Annotated in this window: 19 protein-coding genes; 14 read left to right on the top strand and 5 right to left on the bottom strand. The window is 71.6% G+C overall.

Annotated elements, in window-relative coordinates:
* The first annotated feature begins 71 nt into the window (after positions 1–71).
* The 4 genes from ACF062_RS13815 (at position 72) to nudC (ending at position 6,966) form a co-directional block, all read left to right on the top strand.
* Entirely contained in the window at positions 72–770 is a 699-nt protein-coding gene (locus ACF062_RS13815; RefSeq protein ID WP_320590021.1) for a hypothetical protein, read from the top strand.
* Positions 771–853: 83 nt separating this feature from the next.
* The gene (locus ACF062_RS13810) at positions 854–4,516 is read left to right on the top strand and encodes an ATP-dependent DNA helicase (protein WP_392137949.1); all 3,663 of its coding nucleotides are present in this window, start codon (positions 854–856) and stop codon (positions 4,514–4,516) included.
* 10 nt (positions 4,517–4,526) lie between these two features.
* The gene (locus ACF062_RS13805; protein ID WP_392137948.1) at positions 4,527–5,936 is read left to right on the top strand and encodes a dipeptidase; all 1,410 of its coding nucleotides are present in this window, start codon (positions 4,527–4,529) and stop codon (positions 5,934–5,936) included.
* Between the two features lie 82 nt (positions 5,937–6,018).
* Positions 6,019–6,966: an NAD(+) diphosphatase gene (gene nudC, locus ACF062_RS13800; RefSeq protein WP_223776640.1), complete on the top strand. Its 948-nt coding sequence runs from the start codon at positions 6,019–6,021 to the stop codon at positions 6,964–6,966.
* Positions 6,967–6,971: 5 nt separating this feature from the next.
* Here nudC and ACF062_RS13795 read toward each other — a convergent pair whose 3' ends face one another.
* Positions 6,972–7,214 (bottom strand): mycoredoxin, encoded by a 243-nt coding sequence (locus tag ACF062_RS13795; protein ID WP_223776641.1) that lies wholly within the window; start codon positions 7,212–7,214, stop codon positions 6,972–6,974.
* Between the two features lie 96 nt (positions 7,215–7,310).
* Here ACF062_RS13795 and ACF062_RS13790 point away from each other — a divergent pair, with 96 nt between their 5' ends.
* From ACF062_RS13790 to ACF062_RS13770, 5 genes are all read left to right on the top strand, one after another.
* Entirely contained in the window at positions 7,311–9,602 is a 2,292-nt protein-coding gene (locus ACF062_RS13790) for an ATP-dependent DNA helicase UvrD2 (RefSeq protein WP_392138851.1), read from the top strand.
* A gap of 162 nt (positions 9,603–9,764) precedes the next feature.
* Positions 9,765–10,106, top strand: coding sequence for a hypothetical protein (locus tag ACF062_RS13785; RefSeq protein WP_223776642.1), 342 nt, complete (start codon positions 9,765–9,767; stop codon positions 10,104–10,106).
* A 167-nt stretch (positions 10,107–10,273) separates the two neighbouring features.
* The gene (locus tag ACF062_RS13780) at positions 10,274–10,642 is read left to right on the top strand and encodes a WhiB family transcriptional regulator (protein WP_223776643.1); all 369 of its coding nucleotides are present in this window, start codon (positions 10,274–10,276) and stop codon (positions 10,640–10,642) included.
* Positions 10,639–10,962, top strand: a complete 324-nt coding sequence (locus tag ACF062_RS13775; protein ID WP_223776644.1) for a hypothetical protein — start codon at positions 10,639–10,641, stop codon at positions 10,960–10,962. Before ACF062_RS13780 ends, ACF062_RS13775 begins: the two co-directional genes overlap by 4 nt.
* 90 nt (positions 10,963–11,052) lie before the next feature.
* Positions 11,053–11,244, top strand: coding sequence for a hypothetical protein (locus tag ACF062_RS13770; RefSeq protein ID WP_392137945.1), 192 nt, complete (start codon positions 11,053–11,055; stop codon positions 11,242–11,244).
* Positions 11,245–11,329: 85 nt separating this feature from the next.
* Here ACF062_RS13770 and ACF062_RS13765 read toward each other — a convergent pair whose 3' ends face one another.
* A complete protein-coding gene (locus tag ACF062_RS13765) occupies positions 11,330–12,679 on the bottom strand; it encodes an AarF/ABC1/UbiB kinase family protein (protein ID WP_320590017.1) in 1,350 nt (449 codons plus the stop codon).
* Positions 12,680–12,720: 41 nt separating this feature from the next.
* Entirely contained in the window at positions 12,721–13,905 is a 1,185-nt protein-coding gene (locus ACF062_RS13760; RefSeq protein ID WP_392137943.1) for a TOMM precursor leader peptide-binding protein, read from the bottom strand.
* Positions 13,906–14,185: 280 nt separating this feature from the next.
* Here ACF062_RS13760 and ACF062_RS13755 point away from each other — a divergent pair, with 280 nt between their 5' ends.
* From ACF062_RS13755 to ACF062_RS13740, 4 genes are all read left to right on the top strand, one after another.
* Positions 14,186–14,809 carry a M48 family metallopeptidase gene (locus ACF062_RS13755; RefSeq protein ID WP_392137941.1) on the top strand — a complete coding sequence of 208 codons (624 nt, stop codon included), beginning with the start codon at positions 14,186–14,188 and terminating at the stop codon, positions 14,807–14,809.
* 117 nt (positions 14,810–14,926) lie between these two features.
* Positions 14,927–16,657 carry a TerD family protein gene (locus ACF062_RS13750; RefSeq protein ID WP_392137939.1) on the top strand — a complete coding sequence of 577 codons (1,731 nt, stop codon included), beginning with the start codon at positions 14,927–14,929 and terminating at the stop codon, positions 16,655–16,657.
* Positions 16,658–16,680: 23 nt separating this feature from the next.
* Positions 16,681–17,361 (top strand): AIM24 family protein, encoded by a 681-nt coding sequence (locus ACF062_RS13745; RefSeq protein WP_223779183.1) that lies wholly within the window; start codon positions 16,681–16,683, stop codon positions 17,359–17,361.
* A 16-nt stretch (positions 17,362–17,377) separates the two neighbouring features.
* Entirely contained in the window at positions 17,378–18,133 is a 756-nt protein-coding gene (locus tag ACF062_RS13740; RefSeq protein ID WP_223776649.1) for an AIM24 family protein, read from the top strand.
* 86 nt (positions 18,134–18,219) lie between these two features.
* Here the strand turns inward: ACF062_RS13740 and ACF062_RS13735 are convergent, their stop codons facing one another.
* Positions 18,220–18,753, bottom strand: coding sequence for an NUDIX hydrolase (locus ACF062_RS13735; protein WP_392137937.1), 534 nt, complete (start codon positions 18,751–18,753; stop codon positions 18,220–18,222).
* Positions 18,750–20,213 carry a zinc-dependent metalloprotease gene (locus ACF062_RS13730; protein WP_392137935.1) on the bottom strand — a complete coding sequence of 488 codons (1,464 nt, stop codon included), beginning with the start codon at positions 20,211–20,213 and terminating at the stop codon, positions 18,750–18,752. Before ACF062_RS13730 ends, ACF062_RS13735 begins: the two co-directional genes overlap by 4 nt.
* 191 nt (positions 20,214–20,404) lie before the next feature.
* Here ACF062_RS13730 and ACF062_RS13725 point away from each other — a divergent pair, with 191 nt between their 5' ends.
* Positions 20,405–21,517: an SDR family oxidoreductase gene (locus tag ACF062_RS13725; RefSeq protein WP_223776652.1), complete on the top strand. Its 1,113-nt coding sequence runs from the start codon at positions 20,405–20,407 to the stop codon at positions 21,515–21,517.
* The last annotated feature ends 99 nt before the right edge of the window (positions 21,518–21,616 follow it).

Raw genomic sequence — 21,616 nt, 5'->3', positions numbered from 1 at the left:
GCCGAATTAAAGTCACGGTAAGAACTTGCTGTGCGCCGACCGCGGCGCACCTTTTTGAGGAGTACGCGTATATGGCAGCCAACCGGAAGCTCCTGGCAGTGGCCGTTGCCTGTGCCGCCGCCGTCATCGGCGTAACGGGCTGCAGCAGCGACGGCGACAAGGACCCCTTCGACGGCATGAGCGCCGACAAGATCGCCGAGAAGGCATCCAAGGCCTCTAAGGACGCCGGGTCCTACCGGATGAAGGGCCAGATGAAGCAGAAGGGCGAGGTGAGCGACATCGAGTTCTCGGTCGCCAAGTCCGGCGACTGCAAGGGCACGATGGGCTCGGCCAAGATGGGGAAGGCCGAGTTCCTGTCCGCCGGCGAGTTCTCGTACTCCAAGGGTGACGACAAGTTCTGGGAGGCCCAGGGCGGTGGCTCCACGGCCGAGCTCCTCAAGGGCCGCTGGGTGAAGCAGCCCAACAAGGGCGGCAAGGCCATCTGCAACCCGGACGACATGTTCAGCAACAAGAACCTCAAGAAGCTGAAGCGCAAGGACGACGCCGAGGTCGGCGGCGCGAAGGCGGCCGTCCTGACCCGCACGAAGGACGGCGAGACCACCACCTTCTACGTCGCGATGGAGGGCAAGCCGTACTTCCTGAAGGTCGTGAACAAGGGCAGCGACGGCCCCGGCACCGTGACGTTCAGCGACTACGGCAAGACCGTCGACGTCAAGGCCCCGCCGGCCAGTGAGGTCGTCGACCCGGAGAAGCTGGCCTCGGGCTCCTGATCCCAGGCTTCCCCTGAGGCAGCGGTGGCCACGGACAACCGCACCCGCCCCGGTTGTCAGTGACCACCGCTAGCCTCTCTGACGTGCCACCTCGTATCACCGACCCCGAGCAGCTCAAGGAGCTCCTCGGGATCCCGTTCACTCCGGAGCAGACGGCCTGCATCACCGCGCCGCCTGCCCCGCAGGTGATCGTCGCCGGAGCCGGCTCCGGCAAGACGACGGTGATGGCGGCGCGCGTGGTCTGGCTGGTCGGCACCGGCCAGGTCGCCCCCGAGCAGGTCCTCGGCCTGACGTTCACCAACAAGGCGGCGGGCGAGCTCGCCGAGCGCGTGCGCCAAGCCTTGATCAAGGCGGGCGTCACCGACCCCGAAGCCGTCGACCCGGACAATCCTCCGGGTGAGCCGGTCATCTCGACGTACCACGCCTTCGCGGGCCGCCTCCTGACCGACCACGGCCTGCGTATCGGCCTGGAGCCGACCTCCCGCCTCCTCGCCGACGCCACCCGCTTCCAGCTCGCCGCGCGCGTGCTGCGCGAGGCCCCCGGGCCCTATCCCGCGCTGACCCGGTCCTTCCCCGACCTCGTCAGTGACCTCCTCGCCCTCGACAGCGAGCTCGCCGAGCACCTCGTACGCCCCGACAGGCTCCGCGCGTACGACACCGAGCTGCTGCGCGCCCTGGACGGCGCGAAGCTCACCAACGCCGACCTGCGCAAGGTTCCGGAGACGGCGGCGGCCCGGCTGGAGCTGGCCGAGCTCGTCGAGCGGTACCGCGCGGCCAAGCGCTCCCGTGACCTCCTCGACTTCGGCGACCAGATCGCCCTGTCCGCGACGCTCGCCCGCACCCGCGCGGAGGTCGGCGAGATCCTCCGGGACGAGTTCCGCGTCGTGCTCCTCGACGAGTACCAGGACACGTCGGTGGCGCAGCGCATCCTCCTGTCCGGCCTGTTCGGCGGCGGCACGGGCCACCCGGTGACCGCGGTCGGCGACCCCTGCCAGGCGATCTACGGCTGGCGTGGCGCCTCGGTGGCCAACCTCGACGACTTCCCGGAGCACTTCGCGTACGCCGACGGGCGCCCCGCCAGGCGCCACGCGCTCAGCGAGAACCGCCGCAGCGGGGGCCGCCTCCTGGACCTCGCCAACGGCCTCGCGGAGCCCCTGCGCGCGATGCACGCGGGCGTGGAGGCCCTGCGCCCCGCGCCGGGCGCCGAGCGCGACGGCATGGTCCGCTGCGCCCTGCTGCGCACGCACACCGAGGAGATCGACTGGCTGGGCGACTCGATCGCCCACCTCGTGCGCACCGGCAAGGCGCCCGGCGAGATCGCCGTCCTGTGCCGCACGGCCACGGACTTCGCCGAGATCCAGGGCGCGCTCGTCGCCCGCGACATCCCCGTGGAGGTCGTCGGTCTCTCCGGGCTCCTCCACCTCCCGGAGGTCGCCGACCTCGTCGCCGTCTGCGAGGTCCTCCAGGACCCGGGGGCGAACGCCTCGCTGGTGCGGCTGCTGACGGGACCGCGCTGGCGGATCGGCGCCCGCGACCTCGCTCTCCTGGGCCGCCGGGCCCGCCTGCTCGTCCGGCCCGGGCACACCGCCCCCGACGACCCGGACCGCCGCCTCGCCGAAGCCGTCGAGGGAGTCGACCCGGCCGAGGTGATATCCCTCGCGGACGCCCTCGACACGTTCCTGGAGTCGCCCCTCGACCCGGGCGACGCCTCCGGGGACGACGGCCTGCCCTTCTCGGCGGACGCCAGGGTGCGCTTCGCCCGGCTCGCCGCCGAACTGCGCGACCTGCGCCGTTCGCTGTCCGACCCGCTGATGGACGTACTGCACCGCGTGCTCGCGGTCACCGGCCTGGAGGTGGAGCTCTCCGCGTCGCCCGGCGCCCTGGCGGCCCGCCGCCGCGAGACCCTCTCGAACTTCCTGGACGTCGCCGCCTCCTTCGCCGCGAACGACAACGGCGCGACACTGCTGGCCTTCCTCGGCTTCCTGCGCACCGCCGCGCAGTACGAGAAGGGCCTCGACAACGCCCTGCCCGGCGGCGAGAACACCGTCAAGGTGCTCACCGCCCACAAGTCCAAGGGCCTGGAGTGGGACGTCATCGCCGTCCCCGGGCTGGTCAACGGCACCTTCCCGAGCGCGCAGGGCCGCGAGAAGTGGACCGCCCAGGCCAAGGTCGTCCCGCACGAACTGCGCGGCGACGCGGCCACCCTGCCCGACATCGACGCGTGGGACGCCAAGGGCATGAAGGCCTTCCACGAAGCCATGAAGGACCACCAGCGCACCGAGGAGCTCCGCCTCGGCTACGTGACCTTCACCCGCCCCCGCTCCCTGCTCCTTGGCTCCGGCCACTGGTGGGGTCCCTCGCAGAAGAAGCCGCGCGGCCCCTCGGACTTCCTGTGGGCCCTGCACGACCACTGCGCGGCGGGCCACGGCGAGATCGAGGCGTGGGCGGACGAACCGGCCGAGGACGAGGAGAATCCCGCCCTGAGCGAGGCGGGCACCGAGCACGCGTGGCCGCTCCCGCTGGACGACGCCTCCCTGGTCCGTCGTCGTGCCGCCGCCCGCACCGTCCTCGACCACCTGGAGCGCCTCACCGGGGACCCGGAGACCGCCCACTCCCACGAGGCGGCGCACCCTTCGGCGTACGACGACGTCCCCCCGGCCGACGACCCGGAGTGGCCGCCCCCTCCGGAGGACGAAGAAGCGCGGGACGAAGAAGCGCCCTACGGAGACAGCGGATTCCCGGACGGCGATCTCCCCGACGCCGCTTTCGCCGACCCGGACGCCGAACTGGACCTGGCCGAGTGGGACTCCCTGCCGACGGAACGCCCGACGATCCCGCACCCCGCCGGCGCCCTGGAAGACCCGGCGACCCCGGAGCCACAGGACACCGCCCACGCGCGTGTGCCGCTCCCCGCCCAGCCCTCGCAAGCCCGCCCGCACCCGGCCGACCCCGACCACGGCGACGGTCAGGACGGCGGCCGGGTCACGCGTACCCGCCTCACCCCGGAAGAGGCCCGCACCCTCGCCTCCTGGGACCGTGACCTCGACGCCCTCACCGGAGAGCTCCTGCGCGCCCGCGAGGCCGTCAGGGACATCCCCGTACCGCCCTCGCTCACCGCGTCCGAGCTGATGCACCTGGCCGCCGACCCCGACGGCTTCGCCAAGGAGCTCGCCCGGCCCATGCCCCGCCCGCCGCAGCCCGCGGCCCGTCGCGGCACCCGCTTCCACGCCTGGGTCGAGTCCCGCTTCGAAGAACTCACGCTGCCGATGCTCGCCCCGGAGGACCTGCCGGGCGGCGGCCCCGGCGAGGCGGAGATCGCCGACGAGCGGGACCTGGAAGCACTCAAGGAAGCCTTCGAGCGCACCGAGTACGCCCGGCGCACGCCCCACCGCGTCGAGGTGCCCTTCCAGTTCGTCATCGCCAACCGGGTGATCCGGGGCCGCATCGACGCCGTCTACAAAGAAGGCGACGGCGACGACACGACGTACGAGATCGTCGACTGGAAGACCAGCCGCACCCGCACCGCCGATCCCCTCCAGCTCGCCGTCTACCGCCTCGCCTGGGCCGAGCAGCAGGGCGTCCCGCCGGAGTCGGTGAGAGCCGCCTTCCTGTACGTGCGCAGCGGGGAGGTCGCCCGCCCCAGGAACCTCCCGGGCCGCGCCGATCTCGAGCGGCTGCTGCTCGAAGAACCGGCCGGTGTCCCGGGCGGCGAACCGCCTCACGAGCCGACCCCGGATGGCGGATAGGCTCGTGACCATGAGCGAGACACCGGACAGCGCCGTCCGCACGTACATCGAGAACCACCGGGCCGCCTTCCTCGACGACCTCGCCGAGTGGCTGCGCATCCCGTCCGTGTCGGCCCAGCCCGACCACGCCGGGGACGTGCGCCGCAGCGCCGAGTGGCTCGCCGCCCGCCTCAAGGAGACCGGCTTCCCGACGGCGGAGGTCTGGGACACCGCGGGAGCGCCCGCCGTCTTCGCCGAGTGGCCCTCGGACGACCCGCAGGCGCCCACCGTGCTCGTCTACGGCCACCACGACGTCCAGCCCGCGGCCCGCGAGGACGGCTGGCACACCGACCCCTTCGAGCCCGTCGTCCAGGGAAACCGCCTCCACGCGCGCGGGGCGGCCGACGACAAGGGCCAGGTCTTCTTCCACACCCTCGGCGTCCGCGCCCACCTGGCCGCGACGGGCCGCACCACCCCGGCCGTGAATCTGAAGCTGCTCGTCGAGGGCGAGGAGGAGTCCGGCTCCCCGCACTTCCGGGAGCTCGTCGAGGCCCACAAGGACCGCATCGCCGCCGACGCGGTGATCGTCTCCGACACCGGCATGTGGTCGGAGGACACCCCGACCGTCTGTACCGGCATGCGCGGCCTCGCCGAGTGCGAGATCGAGCTGCACGGCCCCGACCAGGACATCCACTCCGGCTCCTTCGGGGGCGCCGTGCCCAACCCCGCCACCGAGGTCGCCCGCCTGGTCGCCGCCCTCCACGACGAGCACGCGCGCGTGGCGATCCCCGGCTTCTACGAAGGCATCACGGAACTCACCGACGCGGAGCGCGCGCTCTTCGCCGAGCTGCCCTTCGACGAGGAGCGCTGGCTGCGTACGGCCAAGTCGCACGGCGCCCACGGAGAGGCCGGGTACACCACCCTGGAGCGCATCTGGGCCCGCCCCACGGCCGAGGTCAACGGCATCGGCGGCGGCTATCAGGGAGCGGGCAGCAAGACGATCATCCCGTCGTCCGCCCTCGTGAAGCTCTCCTTCCGTCTGGTCGCGGGCCAGGACCCGGACCGGCTGGAGGAGGCCGTGCGCGCCTGGGCGGCGGCCACCGTGCCCGCCGGGATCCGGCACACCGTCACCTTCAGCCCCGGCACCCGTCCGTGCCTGACCCCGCTGGACCACCCGGCCCTGAAGTCCGTGGTCCGCGCGATGGGCCGCGCCTTCGAGCAGCCGATCCTGTTCACGCGCGAGGGCGGCTCGGGGCCGGCCGCCGACCTCCAGGACGTCCTCGCCGCGCCCGTGCTCTTCCTCGGCATCTCCGTCCCGTCCGACGGGTGGCACGCGCCGAACGAGAAGGTCGAGATCGACCTGCTCCTCAAGGGCGTCGAGACGACCGCCTACCTGTGGGGCGACTTCGCGGAGAACTGGCGCGGCGCCCGTGCCCGTTGACCGTCCCCGCAACGCCGAGCCCGTCCCGCCGCACGCCCTGCCGAACTGACCATCCATTCCATCGGGGGAGTTGGAAGCACCTGTGACCACCTGGACCGACCGCACCGCAGACCGCCCCGTCTCGCTGACCGCGCCGAGCGGCATCGACCGCGCGGCGCACCACCGCATGGACGAGGCGTGGCTCGCCGCCGCCTGGAGCCACCCGACGACCCGGGTCTTCGTGGTGTCCGGCGGTCAGGTGCTCATCGACGAGACCCCCGAGGGCCGCACCGAGCTGCTGATGACCCCGGCCTTCGAGGCGCCGCTCACCGAGGAACACCGCTACTTCCTGGGCACGGACGACGACGGCGTCAGCTACTTCGCGCTTCAGAAGGACACACTGCCGGGCCGCATGGACCAGTCGGCTCGCCCCGCGGGGCTGCGCGAGGCGGGCCTGCTGCTCTCGCCCCGGGACGCGGGCCTGATGGTGCACGCCGTCGCCCTGGAGAACTGGCAGCGTCTGCACCGCTTCTGCTCGCGCTGCGGCGAGCGCACCGTCATCGCCGCGGCGGGCCACATCCGCCGCTGCCAGGCGTGCGGCGCCGAGCACTACCCGCGCACGGACCCCGCCGTGATCATGGCGGTCCGGGACAGCGAGGACCGCATCCTCCTCGGCCGCCAGGTGCACTGGCCCGAGGGGCGCTTCTCGACCCTCGCCGGCTTCGTCGAGCCGGGGGAGTCCATCGAGCAGTCGGTGCGCCGCGAGGTCTTCGAGGAGGCGGGCGTCACGGTCGGCGACGTGGAGTACGTCGCGAGCCAGCCCTGGCCGTTCCCCTCCAGCCTGATGCTGGGCTTCATGGCCGACGCGATCTCTTCGGAGATCAACGTCGACGGTGAGGAGATTCACGAGGCCCGCTGGTTCTCCCGGGAAGAGCTGCGGGCCGCATTCGAGTCCGGGGAGGTCCTGCCTCCCTATGGCATCTCGATTGCGGCCCGGCTGATCGAGCTCTGGTACGGCAAGCCCCTGCCGAAGCCGGGGACCGTGGGCTGAGTCGCTCAGGCACCAAGCTTCTGCTTGACCTGCGCCAGCGAGGGGTTCGTGAGCGTCGAACCGTCCGGGAAGAGAACGGTGGGAACCGTCTGGTTTCCGCCGTTCGCCTTCTCGACGAAGGCCGCCGAGTCCGGGTCCTGCTCGATGTTGATCTCGGTGTACGCGATGCCCTCGCGGTCCATCTGGCCCTTGAGTCGGCGGCAGTAGCCGCACCACGTGGTGCTGTACATCGTCACAGTGCCCGGCATGTCTCTTGTGCTCCTTCGTCGCTCGGGGTGCGTCATCGCGATGACGCGGGGGTCCGTCATCATCGCAATGAATCGAACGTACGAGACCCGGCCCCCATTCCCGCATTAATACGACTGCCGGGGCTCCCCTGTGGACAACCGGCTCATCCGCCTCTGGCGACCTGGCAGCATGGCGGGGTGACATCAGCAACGCACTCCACCCTCTTCCCGCAGGTCCCGGACTCTGCCGACGCGGTGCTCGCCGGGCTCGACCCCGAGCAGCGCGAGGTGGCCACCGCCCTGCACGGGCCGGTGTGCGTCCTCGCGGGCGCCGGCACGGGCAAGACGCGGGCGATCACCCACCGGATCGCCTATGGGGTGCGCGCCGGGATTCTCCAGCCCGCCAGCGTGCTGGCCGTCACGTTCACCAACCGCGCCGCAGGCGAGATGCGCGGGCGCCTGCGCCAGCTCGGCGCCTCCGGCGTCCAGGCCCGCACGTTCCACTCCGCGGCCCTGCGTCAGCTCCAGTTCTTCTGGCCGAAAGCAGTCGGTGGGTCCCTGCCCAGGATCGTCGACCGCAAGATCAAGCTCGTCGCGGACGCGGCCGCCGCCTGCCGCATCCGACTGGACCGCAATGAGCTGCGGGACCTGACCAGCGAGATCGAGTGGTCCAAGGTCACCCAGACCGTCCCCTCGGACTACGCCGCGGCGGCCGCCAAGTCCGGCCGCGACGTCCCGCGCGACCCCGCCGAGATCGCCCAGCTCTACGCGGCGTATGAGGACCTCAAGCGTGACCGCGCGGTCATCGACTTCGAGGACGTCCTGCTCCTCGCCGTCGGCATCCTCCAGGACCGGCACGACATCGCCGAGCAGGTCCGCGCCCAGTACCAGCACTTCGTGGTGGACGAGTACCAGGACGTGAGCCCCCTCCAGCAGCGCCTCCTGGAGCTGTGGCTCGGCGACCGCGACAGCCTCTGCGTCGTCGGCGACGCCAGCCAGACGATCTACTCCTTCACCGGCGCGACCCCGGACCACCTGCTGAACTTCCGCACCCGCCACCCGGGGGCGACGGTCGTCAAACTGGTCCGCGACTACCGCTCCACGCCCCAGGTCGTCCACCTGGCCAACGGCCTCCTCTCCCAGGCCCGCGGCCGCGCCGCCGACCACCGGCTGGAACTGATCTCCCAGCGCGACCCCGGAAGGGAGCCGGTCTATACGGAGTACGCGGACGAACCGGCCGAAGCCGAAGGCGCGGCCCGCCGCATCCGCGCCCTGCTCGCCGACGGCGTCCCCGCCAGCGAGATCGCCGTCCTCTTCCGGACGAACTCCCAGTCGGAGATCTACGAACAGGCGCTCGCCGACGCGGGCGTGCCCTACCAGCTGCGCGGCGCCGAGCGGTTCTTCGAGCGCACCGAGGTCCGGGAAGCGGGCGCGGCCCTGCGCGGCGCCGCCCGCTTCGGGGGCAACGACGCGCTCCTGGACGACGTGGTCGACCTGCCCTCCCAGGTGCGGGCCGTGCTCTCGACCAAGGGCTGGACCTCGCAGCCCCCGGCGGGTTCCGGCGCGGCCCGTGACCGCTGGGAATCCCTGGCCGCGCTGGTGCGCCTCGCCGAGGACTTCGTGCGGGCCAAGCCGGAGGCGACGCTCGCCGACCTCGTGGCCGAGCTCGACGAGCGGGCCAACGCCCAGCACGCCCCCACCGTCGAAGGCGTCACCCTGGCCTCCCTGCACGCGGCCAAGGGACTGGAGTGGGACGCCGTGTTCCTCGTCGGTCTCGCCGAGGGCATGATGCCGATCACCTACGCCAAGACCGATGAGCAGATCGAGGAGGAGCGCCGTCTCCTCTATGTGGGAGTGACCCGCGCCCGCGTCCACCTCTCCCTCTCCTGGGCCCTGTCCCGCTCGCCGGGCGGGCGTCCGAACCGCCGCCCCAGCCGCTTCCTTGACGGCCTGCGCCCGGGCTCCGGAGCGGGCGCGGCGGGCCGGGCCGCGGGCGGCGGTCCCGGCGGTGTCGAGCGCGGCAGCGCCGGTGAGGCAGCGGCCCCGGCAGTCGGCCGCCGCCAGCGCAAGATCCGCACCCCGGCCCGCTGCCGCGTCTGCGGCCGGACCCTCACCGACGCCGGCGAGATGAAGCTCATGCGGTGCGAGGACTGCCCGTCCGACATGGACGAAGGACTCTACGAGCGGTTGCGGGAGTGGCGGTCGGACCAGGCGAGGCAGCTGGGACAGCCCGCGTACTGCGTTTTCACGGACAAGACCTTGATCGCCATCGCGGAGGCCGTGCCTGACGACGAGGGCGAGCTGGCGCGGATCCCGGGCGTCGGCGTCCGCAAGTTTCACCGCTTCGGCGCCGAGGTGCTTGCCATCTGCGCAGGTCAGGAGCGTGTAAGGGGCGCCGAGGAAGAATGATTCAAACTCGTCGAAAAAATAGTTTGCGCATGCGCAAGGAAGACCCATAGGTTCTTAAGCACGGAACAGCGGCTTCTCCGAAGCCCTGGGCCGTGCTGTACTTGTCAGTCCGCAGGATCGGTTCCGGTCGATCCCCTAGACGCCGAGAGGAGGCGAATTCCAGTGATCAGCATCAACGAGAGCTTCATCAGCACCGCCAAAATGACCGATCGCTCGGTCGTCGCTTCCTGCCTGCTCGGCTTCTCGAACCAGGGCACCGGTCTGTCCGGCGGCATCCCCGCCGTTCTTCCGCTGTCCTCCTCCCTGCCTCTCGCCGGTCTCTCCATTCGCGAGGCCAATGAGGGCAATGAGCGACCGACCAAGGCACCGGAAGCAGCAGTAGCGGAGGCGCAGGCCCAGGCCTATGCCTTTGCGGCGGCCGGTGCCGGATTCCGGAAGCAGACGACGCAGCACCACACGATGTGGGCCTTCCGTGGGCTCGAACCCTGGAGTGATCCAGTCTGATCTCGATCAGACAGGCGCCTTCAGGGCCGCGGAACCCCACCCGGGATCCGCGGCCCTTCTGTTTTCCCCGAAACAGGGAGACAGAGCGAAGGGCCAAGAGCAAGACCCGGTACCAGCCGCCAACCGGCCGACCCAGGCCGGCACGACCAGACGAGGAAAACACCACCGTGCAACTCGAAGCGCACGCCCCGTCCGTACCGCCTTCACAGGTGATCTCCCCGCCCACTCCCACGGAGGACCCGACCTTGACTCCCCTCACCGCGCTCACCGCGCTCGACGACGCCATCGAGAACCTCGGCGTACCCGTCCCCTGCCGCGCCTACGACCCCGAGGTCTTCTTCGCCGAGTCCCCGGCCGACGTCGAGTACGCGAAGTCCCTCTGCCGTACCTGCCCCCTGATGGAGGCCTGCCTCGCCGGCGCCAAGGAGCGGCGTGAGCCGTGGGGCGTCTGGGGCGGCGAGCTGTTCGTCCAGGGCGTGGTCGTTGCCCGCAAGCGGCCCCGTGGCCGCCCGCGCAAGAACCCGGTCGTCGCATGAGCACCGCCGGAACCATCGACCGCCCCCTGACGCACGACCCCAAGAAGCAGGCCCCGATGAAGGCAGCCACCCGCGAGCCCACAGGCTCCGCGACCCGAGACTTCACCACCGCCGGCGCGCACACCTCGCGCCAGAACAGGACCCGAGAGATGCAACTCATCCCAGAAGCCATGGCTCGTGCGCATATGCACGAACGACTGCGTGAAGCCGAGGCGCAACGCCCGGCCGATCGCCTGATGGCGGCCCGCCGCATGCAGCGCCGCGCGGAGCGCGCCTCGCGGCGTGCCCGGCGCGCGCTCGCCATGGCGGTCATGCAGTAAGAGGCAGCAAGAGCGGGGCCGGTCCGAACGGACCGGCCCCGTTGTGCGTTGTGCTCCGCGAACCCTTCCGCCCGGCGATATGGTCGCCCGGTGGACGAGCAGAAGCCTCAGCACACCGCCACGGAGAACCGGGTGTGCGCCCGCTGCGGCACGGCCGCCGAAGGCACACCGCCGACCTGGACCTGCTCCGTGGAGAACGGCGTCCGCCGCTACTACTGCGAAGCTTGCGCGCGGGAGAACATCAGAGCCATCGAGGGCCGCCTCGACTCCGACTGGTGGTAGCCGTAGCCGTAGCCCCCGAGAAGCTTGAGGCGTCCAGTGCCGGTGCCTCCGATGCCTCCGATGTGTCAGGCTTCAGGGCTCGGTCTCAGGCGCCAGCCACGGCCTCGCCCTCCTCGATGACGAAACCGGGCAGCCACTCCTCCAGCTCGGCCCGCATCCGCACCGTGGCGTTCAGCTGGCACAGCACCCCGATCGTGCTCAGCGTCACACGGTGTATCAGGAGATACGACGGCGGGAGGTTCAACCGCTTGCCCAACTGGTAGGCGGGGGACCGGGGGTCGGCCACCCGGGCCGCCTGGCTGCGCATCCAGCCGCGGGTGAACGTGAACTCCTCCACCAGCATCGGCTCGATGATCGGCAGGAGATAGTCGAGCACCGCGTCAGGTTCGAGGTCGACGGTCTCCTTGACGAAGCCTTCCTCGCACAACATGTCGTAGACCGCGTCGGCCTCGCCGTCCAGCGTCATCCGCAGCGATTCACCGATGGTCGTGGGCAGGCCGCCCGGCAGCCGGTCCACCGTGCCGAAGTCCAGGACACCGAGGCGCCAGCCACCCTTCTCGTCGGGCAGCAGCCGGAAGTTGCCCGGGTGCGGATCGGCGTGCAGGAGTCCCGTGCGTGCCGGGCCGGAGAAGAGGAAGCGGGCCAGCAGCTGACCCGCCCGGTCGCGCTGCTCCTGAGTGCCGTCGGCGATCACCTCCGACAGCGGGGTGCCGTCGATCCACTCCGTGACCAGGACCTGCTCGCCCTGGTGCACCACCTCGGGCACCACCACGTCGGGGTCGTCGGCGAACTCCGACGCGTGCGCCTGCTGCGCCTGCGCCTCCAGGCCGTAGTCGAGCTCTTCCGACACCCGGTCGCGCAGTTCCGCGATGAGCGGCTTGATGTCCATCCCAGGAATCAGCGGCCCCAGAAGGCGGGCAAACCGGCTGAGTTGGGTCAGGTCGGACAGCAGCGCCTCGCCCGCTCCCGGATACTGCACCTTGACCGCGACCTCGCGTCCGTCCGCCCAGACCGCCCGGTGCACCTGGCCGATCGACGCGGCGGCAGCGGGCTTGTCCTCGAACTCCAGGAACAGGTCGCGCCAGTCCTCACCGAGCCGCTCCACGAGCACCGAGTGCACGGTGCTCGTCGGCATCGGTGGCGCCGCCTCCTGCAACTTCGTGAGCGCCGCGCGATAGGGCCCGGCGACCTCCTCCGGCAGCGCCGACTCGAAGACGGACAGGGCCTGCCCGAACTTCATGGCGCCGCCCTTGAGCTCGCCGAGAACCTTGAACAGCTGCTCCGCCGTGCGCTGTTGCAACTCGCGCCCGACGATCTCCGCCGACTTGCCCCCGATCCGCTTCCCGAGCCCCCAGGTCGCGCGTCCCGCGAAGCCGAGTGGCAGCGCGGCCAGTTTGGCGGTTCGGGTGACCGCCTTCCGGGGAAGATCAGACATGCGCCCCTCCAAGTCCCAGACAGCCACGCCTTCTCAGGCGGTTACCCGGCCATTGTTGCGTGCCGCTCCTTCTCCGTGGTGAGCCGATCCCCCTTAACGTCCGCGCCCGCCCCGCACGGGCATGCGGGATGCGGCCAAACCGGACGCGCGTGCCAGTCGAATCCCGGGACGGACGCCTCCCAGCGGACTCCCGTGGCAGCCGTGGACGCCCCGTCCAGGAAGGCGAGCGCATGCCCCGCGACCAGCCCGGCGACCGAGGTCGACAGGGCGAGGTCGCACGCGGGCACGTGCCGCGAACGCCCCGAGCGCCACTGCGCCAGCATCCGGGCCCAGGTGGGATCGCGGTCCGCGCGCTGCCGGAAGAGGCAGCCCGCGCAGGCGGTCGAGCCGGGCAGGACCAAAGGGCCGACCACGCCCGTCCCTTCGATCACCCCGGCGTAGAGATGAGGGATGCCGGCCGCGAGGAGGTCCTCGGCGTGGACGGGGTCGGGGGCGTACGCGTCCAGGCCTTCACGCGGGGCGACGACCACGAGCGACAGCCCGGCCCGGTCCTCGGCCGTCGGGGCCTGCCAGAGCGACGGCCCAGCTGACGGTGACCCGGGCGACGCGGCGCGGTTCGTGCGCGGGGGCCGGTCCGGCGCCGACTGCCGCACCAGTCGGCGCGCGGTCGTGTCCCGGCGCTCCCCGATCGCCTCCGCAGGCAGCCCGCCGGGCGCGACGTCCCAAGGCTCCACCTGCCCGCCGTCCATGACCTCGACCCGCCCCACCCCGGCCCCCGCCAGGACCGAGGCCACGACGGCGCCCACCCGCCCCGCTCCCTGGACGCGGACGCGCATGGCCCGGCGCGCCGCCAGCCTCTCGATCGCCTCACCAGGCTCGGAGGTGAGAAGCGACACCGAGGCCAGGTCGGACCGCAGCCGGTCCATGGCTCCGCTCCGCTTGCGCAGGGCGTCGGCCGCGGCACCGCCACCCGTCGCGTCGTCGAGCAGGCCGGCCCGCGACAGCTCGCCAAGGAGCCTGTCCACGTGACCGTCCGGCAGACCCATCCGCCGGGCCTCCTCGCGCAGGAGCGGCAAGCCCCGGGTGCCGTCCAACAGGGAGAGGAAGCTGCCGGTCGCGGTGTCCATCGGGCCGAGCGCCATGGCGTGCGCGGGCGCGACCCCGAACTGCACGGTGCTCAGGTCCCGCCAGCCGCGCCGCAGCGCGGGCTTCAAGGTCGGATGCATGGTGGTCCCCCGTCGTCCGCCCGGCGCGGTCCCGTCCGCCGCGCCGATCGACTGCCAGAATGCCCGCCCCGCCACTTGTCCGCGTCGCGTTGTCCACAGGCACGGGGTACTTGTCGTACTAATCAGCCGCACGGATCGCGTCGATCAGCCGACGGGTCGTTTCGATCAGTTGTACTGGTCGAACCAATCGGTCGTATGCGTCGAACGACCGGGCGGCGGATCGCCGCCGAACCGTCCCGGAGGCGGGACTTCCCCCACGCCCAGCGGGTAACGTCGGGGCGTGCCCGCCGACCCGTCCTCTCGCGTCGCTGGGGAGACCTCAGCGCGTCGCGCCGGAACTCCACAGCGCAGCACGACCAGTCCGCCGCCGCCCGGCGCGGGCCCCAGCGCGGTCGAGGTCAGACGCAGCGCCCGCCGGCGCAGAACGGTCTCGGCGTACCGCGAGGGCGACCGCACGGTCGTCCTCATCCCCGCCCGCATGTCCGAGGCGGAGGAGCAGCGCTGGGTCAACGTGATGCTCGACAAGCTCGCGGCGCAGGAGAGCAAGCGGCTCCTCGGTGACGCGGAGCTCTGCGAGCGGGCCAGGCAGCTCTCCGACCAGTACTTCGACGGCCGCGCGAGGCCCGCCTCCGTTCGCTGGGTCACGAACCAGAACACCCGCTGGGGCTCCTGCACGCCGTCGGAGGGCAGCATCCGCCTTTCGCACCGGCTGCAGGGCATGCCCGAGTACGTCGTGGACTACGTCCTCGTCCACGAGCTCGCCCACCTCCTGGTCCCCGGGCACGGGCCGCGTTTCTGGCGCTTGCTGGAGGCCTATCCGCGTACGGAGCGGGCCAGGGGCTACCTCGAAGGTGTGGTCGCCGCCGGCCGGCTGCCGCAGCTGCCGGCCGCCCGCGAGGAGTGAACGTCCGCCGCGTCCGACGGTTGTGTAGCGGGTCTGTACCGGCTTCGTCCGCTGTCAGACTTTGCGGTTAGCCTGGCGCGACGCATTCACATTCGGGATGGGGGACGGTCGTTACGTATGGCCAGGGAATTCCAGCGCGGCCACAAGGCCAAGATCAGTGACCTCACCGCGGGGACGGATCTGTACGTAGGCGTACAGATCTCGGCACCCGGGCTGACCTTCGACATCAGCTGCTTCGGCCTCGACGCGAGCGAGCGACTGTCGGACGACCGTTACTTCATCTTCTTCAACCAGCCGAAGTCGCCCGAGGAGTCGATCCAGCTCCTGGGCGCGCAGGCGGGTGACACCGAGTCCTTCCGCGTCACGCTCGACCGCATACCGCCGCAGATCCAGCGGCTCTCGTTCACGGCGACGATCGACGGCGCCGGGCAGATGTCGCAGGTCGCCTCCGGATACATCCGCATCGTCGCGGGCGGCGAGGAAGTGGCGCGTTACGCCTTCACCGGCGCGGAGTTCTCCACGGAGCGCGCAGTCATGCTGGGCGACTTCTATCTGAAGGACGTCTGGCGGTTCGCCGCGATCGGCCAGGGCTTCGACGGCGGACTCGACGCGCTGCTGAGGAACTTCGGCGGCGAGGTCGCCGAGGAGGAGCCCGCCCCCGCGCAGCCGCAGGCCGCGGCGCCCTCCTTCGCGCCCCCGGCGCAGGCCGCGGCCCCGCCCGCGTTCGGCGCCCCGGCGGCTGCCGCGCCGCCCCAGGCACCCGCGCCTGCCCCCGCCCCCGCCCCCGCGCAGAGCTTCGCGCCGCCACAGGGTGCCACCCCGCCCCCGGCGCCCGCCCCGGCCGAGCCGTCGGCACACGCAGCGCAGACCATCGTGGCGCCGGTGCACCAGCCGCCCGGCGGCACGATGCCGCCCCCGCCGGCCCCCGCGCCGTACGGCCGGCCCGATCAGCAGCCCCCGCAGCAGCCGCAGTACGGCCAGGTGCCCGGCCAGCAGGCCCCCGGCCCGACCGCGCCCTTGCCGCCGGGCTATGGCCAGCAGCCCCAGGCCCCGATGCCTCCGGGGTACGGCCAGCAGCCGCAGGCCCCGATGCCGCCCGGTTACGGCCAGCAACCGCAGGGCGGCCAGTTCCCCGGCCAGCCCCCCGCCCCGCAAGGCGCCATGCCCCAGGGCGCGGCCCCCCAGGGCGCCGGTGTCGCCGCCGCTCTCCAGAAGTACCGCGAGGCCCCCACCGGCCAGCGCTGGACGCAGCAGAACGAGAAGCTGGTCCGCGTCGACCTGGGCGTGGCCGACCAGCCGATCCTGGCCCGCCAGGGCTCGATGGTGCTCTACCAGGGCAAGGTCGAGTTCAGCTACAAGGGCGCGGGCTTCGCCGGCCGCATCGTCGGCAATGCCACCGGCCAGGAGATGCAGCTGATGCGCTGCTCCGGCCGCGGTCAGGTCTTCCTCGCCGAGGAGGGCACGCACCTGCACCCCATCGAACTCCAGGGCGACGCGATCTGCGTCTCCGCGGAGAACGTCCTCGCCTTCGACGAGTCCCTCCAGCACGAGGTGCGCAGGATCGAGGGCCACGGCATTCCCGGCGGCGCGCTGTTCGTCATGCAGTTCCAGGGCAACGGCACGGTCATCGTGAAGACCCACGGCGTGCCCGTGGTGCTGCCGGTCACGCCGACGACGTTCGCCGACTGCCATGCCGTGGTCGCCTGGTCGGCCGCCGCGCAGGCGATCGTTTCCAGCCAGGTCAGGATGCGCAGCAACGCGTACGCGGGCTCCACGGGAGAGAGCGTGAACCTCCAGTTCCGTGGCGCGCCCGGCAATTTCATCGTCGTCCAGCCGTACGAGGTCTGAGGGAGCCCGTCATGAATCAGCACATGAATCAGCAGCTCGCGGGCTTCGCTCCCGCACCCGTCGCCGCCCGCATGGAGAACCACGGCCACCACATGGTCAAGGTCGCCATGCAGACCGGCAACGACCTTCTCGCGCGCGTGGGCTCGATGGTCGCCTACGAAGGGTTCGTGCAGTACGAGCCGAACCCGCCCGCCGTCCGCCAGGTCGCGCGCGAGTGGATGACCGGCGAGGGCGCGCCGTTGATGAAGTGCTCCGGAGACGGCCTGCTCTACCTCGCCGACTACGGAGCAGATGTCGTCGTCATCAACCTGGCGGGTGAGTCCCTCTCGGTGAACGGCACCAACCTGCTCGCCTTCGACACGTCCCTCCAGTGGGGCGTCGAGCGGGTCAAGGGCATGGCCAAGTTCGCCGGCCAGGGCCTGTGGAACATCACGATCTCCGGCCAGGGGTGGGTCGCCCTGACCTCCCGCGGCACTCCCATCGTCGTCGACTGCGGTCGCGGCGAGGACGAGACGTACGTCGACCCGGACGCTCTGATCGCCTGGTCCCCGAACCTCAAGGTGAAGGGCAAGCGCAGTTTCAAGGCCGGCTCTCTCATCGGGCGCGGCAGCGGCGAGGCCTACCAGATGGGCTTCTCCGGAGAGGGCATCGTCGTCGTACAGCCCAGTGAGGACAGCACCGACCGTCTCCGAGCACGGGGCTGAGGGGGAGCAACACACCATGCAGAGCCCACTTTTCGCGCACGCAGAACAGCAGACCCAGGAGCGTTACTCCGTCCAGAACCCGCAGCTGCTGCGGGTCGCCCTTGAGGGGCACGACGACGTCCTGGCCCGCAAGGGCGCCATGGTCGCCTACCAGGGGCTGATCGAGTTCGACGCCGAGTACCAGAGCCAGGGCAACCAGCGCGCCCGCGCGCAGACCGGTGAGGGCCTGGACCTGATGCGCTGCCACGGCCAGGGCACCGTCTACTTGGCGAACCTCGCCCAGTACGTCCACGTCGTGGACGTCGACCAGGACGGTCTGACCGTGGACAGCAGCTATGTCCTCGCGATGGACTCGTCGCTGACCCACCAGGTCATCGCCGTGGACAGCCAGTACGGCATCTCCGGCTCGGGCAAGTACCAGCTCAACATCTCCGGGCGGGGCAAGGTCGCCCTGATGACGTCCGGTCAGCCGCTGATGCTCCAGGTCACGCCCGACCGGTACGTCAACGCGGACGCGGACGCCATCGTCGCCTGGTCCAACGGCCTGCGTGTGCAGATGCAGGCCCAGACCCACTCCTCGGGCGTCTGGCGGCGCCGAGGCAATACCGGTGAGGGCTGGGAGCTCAGCTTCATGGGTCAGGGCTACGCGCTCGTCCAGCCGAGCGAGCTGCTGCCGCCGCAGAACGCGGTCATAGGGCGGGGCGCCGGGGCGCAGTTCGGCGTGGGACAGCAGGGTGCCCGTGGGCAGAACCAGGGCAACGTCTGGAGCTGAGCGCTCCGGAGGACTTCAGAACGCGGGGAACTGCGGGCCGGCTGTGGCTGGTCGCGCAGTTCCCCGCGCCCCTTCGGGGCGCCTTCTCAGAGACGCGCCCTCGTCGCCTCCACCAGGCGTACGACCGACTCATCGGCCACGCCCGCCACCTCGTCGTACGCGAACCAGCGCAGGTCCAGGGACTCGTCGCTGATCGCCTCCACGGCGTCGGCCGGGGCCATCGCCGCGTACTGCACGTCCAGATGCTGCGTGCACGGCCCCGGAATCGGGTGCTGGTCCAGGCGGACGGGGCCGCCCGGGAGCAGCGTCAGGCCCGGCACACCGGACTCCTCTGTGGCCTCGCGCAACGCGGCCACGGCGAGCGACGTGTCCGCAGGCTCGCAGTGGCCACCCATCTGAAGCCACATCCGCAGCTTCTTGTGCAGGGTGAGCAGGACCCGCCCGCGCGACGGGTCGACCACCAGGGCGCTCGCCGTCACATGGCCCGCGGTGCAGGCCTTCCACATGCCGTCCTCGCCGTACGTGGACAGGTGGTCCAGATACGTCTGGCGCAGTTCGGCCTGGTCGGCCCGCCCCTCGTACTCCTTGAGAACGAGTACGGCGTCGTCGTGAAGGCTCACTTACCGCCGTCCTCGGGGGACTCGTCGTCGCCCTCGTCCTTCGTGAGGTCCGGCTTCGGCGCGGAGGAGCCGCCGCCCGCCGCCTCGCCGAGCATCTTGTCCAGCTCGGAGAAGTCCATCTGCTCGCGGTGGACGAAGCCGTCCGGGTCGTCCAGGTCGGACGCCGTCGGCAGCATGTCCGGGTGCTCCCACAGGCCGTCGCGGCCGTCGACACCGCGCGCGTCCGTGAGCGAGGCCCACAGGCGCGAGGCGTCCCGCAGGCGGCGCGGGCGCAGCTCAAGGCCGATCAGCGTGGCGAAAGTCTGCTCCGCGGGGCCGCCCGAGGCACGGCGGCGGCGCAACGTCTCCCGGAGGGCGTCGGCGGACGACAGGCGGGGCTTGGCCGCGGCGTGCACCACGGCGTCCACCCAGCCCTCGACGAGCGCCAGAGCGGTCTCCAGGCGCGCCAGGGCGGCCTTCTGGGCCGGGCTGTCCTCCGGCTGGAACATGCCCTGCTGGAGGGCCTCCTGCAACTGCTCGGGGTTCTGCGGGTCGAGCTGGCCGACGACGTCCTCCAGCTTGGCCGTGTCGACCTTGATCCCGCGGGCGTACCCCTCGACGGCGCCGAACAGGTGCGAGCGCAGCCACGGGACGTGCGAGAAGAGCCGCTGGTGGGCGGCCTCGCGCAGCGCCAGATAGAGCCGCACCTCGTCCTTGTCGACGCCGAGGTCCTTGCCGAACGTCTCGATGTTCACCGGGAGCAGCGCGGCCTTCCCGGAGGGGCCGAGCGGCAGACCGATGTCGGTGGAGCCGACGACCTCACCGGCGAGCACGCCGACGGCCTGCCCGATCTGCTGACCGAACATGGCGCCGCCCATGGAGCGCATCATGCCGATCAGCGGGCCGGCCATGGCCTGCATCTCCTCGGGCAGGACGTCGCCCATGGCGAGGCCCACCCGCTCGGCCACCGGGTCGACGAGCTCCTTCCACACCGGCAGGGTCGCCTCGACCCACTCGGCGCGGCTCCACGCCACGGCCGTGCCGGACCCGGACGGCAGTGACGTCGCGTCGTCAAGCCACAGGTCGGCCAGGCGCACGGCCTCCTCGACGGCGGAGCGCTCAGCGGGGCCGACACTGGCGTCCTTGGTGCCGTCCGCCGTGCCCTGGGCGACGGTCTGGCGGGCGATGTCCTTGGCCATGTCCCAGTTCACCGGACCGCCCTCGTACGAGAGCATCTGGCCGAGCTGCTGGAAGGCGGCCCCCAGGTCGTTCGGGTTCATGGAGCCGAACATGGCGGCGAACGGGTTGTCCCCGCCGCCCGGGCCGCCCGCGCCGGGGAACCCGAAACCGAACGGGTTTCCGGGGCCGCCGGCACCCTGGCCCCCGCCCTGGCCCTGTCCGGGGGATTCCTTCTTCTTGCCCTCGTCGCCGTCTTCCGGCTCCTCCGGCGGAAGGCCGAATCCGAATGGGGTGTCACTCACGGGATTCCTCGGCTCGTCAGGCCGCCGGTATCGTTCCGGCGGCGGCTGCCCTACAACACCACCCAGCGTAGACACCGTGACGGGTTCGGGCCTCGGTGCTTCGCCGACTGATGGCCTGCGGCAGGATGGATGCCACCTGGTACGTACGCGTCATTCGCGTACGTACTGAAGACAACCGCTGGAGACGCCCGGTGAGTTCCCCAGATCCACAGGTTCGCGCAGCGCGAAACCCGTCAACCCCGGCGCCCGCCCGTGGGCCCGTAGTAGCCGTCACCGGCGCCGCCTCCGGCGTGGGTGCGCTGCTGACCGAGCGCCTTGCCGCCTCGGAGGAGATCAAGCAGGTCATCGCCATCGACGAGCGCCGAGGCGAGTGCTCGCAGGTCCAGTGGCACATCCTGGACGTGCGGGACCCGGCGATCGCCGAGAAGCTGCGGGGCGCGGACGTCGTCGTGCACCTGGCGCTCGATCTCGACCTGGAGACCGATGGCGCGGCCCGCACCGCGTACAACGTACGCGGCACCCAGACCGTCCTGACCGCTGCCGCCGCCGCAGGCGTCCACCGCGTCGTCCTGTGCACCTCGGCGATGGTCTACGGAGCGCTGCCCGAGAACGAACTGCCCCTCTCCGAAGACGCCGAGTTGCGGGCGACCGCGGAGGCAACGGGGGTCGGTGACCTTCTGGAGGTCGAGCGGCTCGCCCGCCGGGCGCCCCGCGCGCACCCCGGGCTCAACGTCACCGTCGTGCGGCCCGCGACCCTGGTGGGCGGTACCGACACGGCCCTGACGCGCTACTTCGAGTCGCCTCGCCTGCTCGTCGTGGCGGGCTCCCGGCCGGCCTGGCAGTTCTGTCACGTCGAGGATCTGTGCAGTGCCCTGGAGTACGCCGTCCTGGAGAAGGTCGACGGAGAGCTCGCCGTCGGCTGCGACGGCTGGCTGGAGCAGGAGGAGGTCGAGGAGCTCAGCGGGATCCGCCGGATGGAGCTGCCCTCGACCGTGGCGCTCGGTGCGGCGGCCCGGCTGCACCGCATCGGGCTCACGCCGTCCCCGGCCGGTGACCTCGCCTACACGATGTACCCCTGGGTGGTCAGCGTCAGCCGCTTGCACGATGCCGGGTGGCGGCCGCAGTGGACCAACGAGGAGGTCCTCGCGGAGCTGCTCGAAGAGGTGTCCGGGCGGCGGACCGTGGCCGGGCGGCGGCTTGGACGCAAGGATGCGACGGCTGCGGGGGCCGCGGGGGCGACGGTGGCTTTGCTCGGGGCGGCGGCTGTGGTGCGCAGGGCGCGGAAGGCGCGGCGGCGGATCTGAGCGGTTCCGGGCGCCTTGGGGGTGCCGCCCTGCTGTGGGCGCCCAGCGAGGTGGCGCCGTGTGGAATGCCTGTTCGGTGGTAGGACCGCTGTAGGGACG

It is taken from the genome of Streptomyces sp. NPDC015345 (assembly GCF_043078805.1).
GTDB lineage: Bacteria > Actinomycetota > Actinomycetes > Streptomycetales > Streptomycetaceae > Streptomyces.
Note: the sequence above shows the minus strand (reverse complement) of the source record. Positions and strands in the feature narration are given on the sequence as shown.

Excerpts from the sequence above, each read along its gene's own strand:
- ACF062_RS13805 (WP_392137948.1), top strand. The coding sequence starts at position 4,527 with ATGAGCGAGACACCGGACAGCGCCGTCCGCACGTACATCGAGAACCAC.
- ACF062_RS13745 (WP_223779183.1), top strand. The coding sequence starts at position 16,681 with ATGAATCAGCAGCTCGCGGGCTTCGCTCCCGCACCCGTCGCCGCCCGC.
- ACF062_RS13760 (WP_392137943.1), bottom strand. The coding sequence starts at position 13,905 with ATGCATCCGACCTTGAAGCCCGCGCTGCGGCGCGGCTGGCGGGACCTG.
- ACF062_RS13795 (WP_223776641.1), bottom strand. The coding sequence starts at position 7,214 with ATGCCGGGCACTGTGACGATGTACAGCACCACGTGGTGCGGCTACTGC.
- ACF062_RS13775 (WP_223776644.1), top strand. The coding sequence starts at position 10,639 with ATGAGCACCGCCGGAACCATCGACCGCCCCCTGACGCACGACCCCAAG.
- ACF062_RS13740 (WP_223776649.1), top strand. The coding sequence starts at position 17,378 with ATGCAGAGCCCACTTTTCGCGCACGCAGAACAGCAGACCCAGGAGCGT.
- ACF062_RS13815 (WP_320590021.1), top strand. The coding sequence starts at position 72 with ATGGCAGCCAACCGGAAGCTCCTGGCAGTGGCCGTTGCCTGTGCCGCC.
- ACF062_RS13765 (WP_320590017.1), bottom strand. The coding sequence starts at position 12,679 with ATGTCTGATCTTCCCCGGAAGGCGGTCACCCGAACCGCCAAACTGGCC.
- ACF062_RS13750 (WP_392137939.1), top strand. The coding sequence starts at position 14,927 with ATGGCCAGGGAATTCCAGCGCGGCCACAAGGCCAAGATCAGTGACCTC.